General features: G+C 46.3%; 3 protein-coding genes and 1 pseudogene. All 4 read right to left on the reverse strand.

Features of this window, described 5'->3' with window-relative positions; translation table 11 throughout:
• Positions 1-403: variable large family protein (locus tag F0310_RS05610; protein ID WP_182117981.1), on the reverse strand; the 403-nt coding region annotated here is incomplete at its 3' end.
• Between the two features lie 77 nt (positions 404-480).
• Positions 481-849 (reverse strand): variable large family protein, encoded by a 369-nt coding sequence (locus F0310_RS05615; protein ID WP_182117982.1) that lies wholly within the window; start codon positions 847-849, stop codon positions 481-483.
• A gap of 77 nt (positions 850-926) precedes the next feature.
• Positions 927-1,532 (reverse strand): variable large family protein, encoded by a 606-nt coding sequence (locus F0310_RS05985; protein WP_476577999.1) that lies wholly within the window; start codon positions 1,530-1,532, stop codon positions 927-929.
• 171 nt (positions 1,533-1,703) lie between these two features.
• Positions 1,704-1,827, reverse strand: a pseudogene (locus F0310_RS05870) (variable large family protein); the annotation flags it as partial.

Genomic DNA, 1,827 nt, shown 5'->3' on the forward strand with positions numbered 1-1,827 from the left:
TAGCTAGTACTGCTGCTAGTGTTTCTTCTCCTGTTACTTTTGTTAGTATTGCTAAGGCTTTGCTTGCATCTGCTGCTGCTAGTCCGTTGCTGCTGTCTGTTGCTAGTATTGCAGCCCCGTCTTCTAGTCCTTTGCCGCTCTCTGTTGCTAGTATTGCAGCCCCTTCTTTGTTGTCGCTCTCTACTTTTGCACTGCTTGCTTCTGCTAGATTAATGCCTTGCTTTTCTGCTACTTCCTTGATTTTATTTAGTGCGGCTACTGCTGTCTTTATTGCATCGTCTTCTGGTTGGACTCCCTGCTGATCTCCTGCTGATCCTTTTACTTCAGCTACGCTCTCGCTGCCGCCTTCAAAGGCTTTTGACAGCTCTTCTGTTGCTGCTGTGTTGTCGCCTGCGTTGTACATGGTACATGTTTGTACATGGTCTTCATTGCCACCTTTAGCAAAAGATACTGCTGTTGTTTCTGCTGTTGCGGCTCCTGTTAGTTTTGTGTGTCGCTGTCTTTACTAGCTAGTACTGCTGCTAGTGTTTCTTCTCCTGTTACTTTTGTTAGTATTGCTAAGGCTTTGCTTGCATCTCCTGCTTCTAGTCCGTTGTTGCTGCTGTCTGTTGCTAGTATTTTAGCCCCGTCTTTGTCCGTGCTGCCTGCTTTTAGCTTAATGCCTTGCTTTGCTGCTACTTCCTTGATTTTATTTAGTGCGGCTACTGCTGTCTTTATTGCATCGTCTTCTGGTTGGACTCCCTGCTGTGCTGCTTCTGATCCTTTTACTTCAGCTACGCTCTCGCTGCCGCCTTCAAAGGCTTTTGACAGCTCTTCTGTTGCTGCTGTGTTGTCGCCTGCGTTGTACATGGCACATGGTTGTACATGGTTTTCATTACCACCTTTAGCAAAAGATACTGCTGTTGTTTCTGCTGTTGCGGCTCCTGTTAGTTTTGTGTGTCGCTGTCTTTACTAGCTAGTACTGCTGCTAGTGTTTCTTCTCCTGTTACTTTTGTTACTATTGCTAAGGCTTTGCTTGCATCTGTTGCTTCTAGTCCGTTGTTGCTGCTGTCTGTTGCTAGTATTTTAGCCCCGTCTTTGTCCGTGCTGCCTGCTTTTAGCTTAATGCCTTGCTTTGCTGCTACTTCCTTGATTTTATTTAGTGCGATTTTATTTAGTGCGGCTACTGCTGCCTTTATTGCATCGCCGTCTGGTTGGGCTCCCTGCTGTTCTCCTGCTCCTACTTCAGCTACTTTGTCGCCGCCGCTTCCTTCAAAGGCTTTTGACAGCTCTTCTGTTGCTGCTGTGTTGTCGCCTGCTGTGCTTTTGTGTGCTAGCTTTCCGCTTTTAAGTAAGGATCTTAAAGCTATTCCTCCTGTTACTGCTCCTGCTGTTGCTGCTTCTGCTTCTTTTACATTGGCTTCCTCACCACCTAAAGCAAAAGATACTGCTGTTGTGCCTGCTGTTGCGGCTGATGATAGCTCTGCGTCGTTGTCTTTACTAGCTAGTACTGCTGCTAGCTTAATGCCTTGCTTTGCTGCTAAGTCCTTGATTTTATTTCTTGATTTTCTTTAGTACGTCCTTGATTTTATTTAGTGCGGTTACTGCTGTCTTTATTGCATCGTCTTCTGGTTGGACTCCCTGCTGATCTCCTGCTCCTACTTCAGCTACTCTCTCGCTGCCGCCTTCAAAGCGCCTTCAAAGGCTCTTGACGGATCTTCTGTTACTGCTGTGTTGTCGCCTGCTGCACTTTTGTGTGCTAGCTTTCCGTTTTTAAGTAAGGATCTTAAAGCTATTCCTCCTGTTACTGCTCCTGCTTTTGCGTCTGCTGCTGCTTTTACATGGGCT

Origin of the sequence: Borrelia sp. A-FGy1 (genome assembly GCF_014084025.1) — a bacterium.
Lineage (GTDB): Bacteria > Spirochaetota > Spirochaetia > Borreliales > Borreliaceae > Borrelia.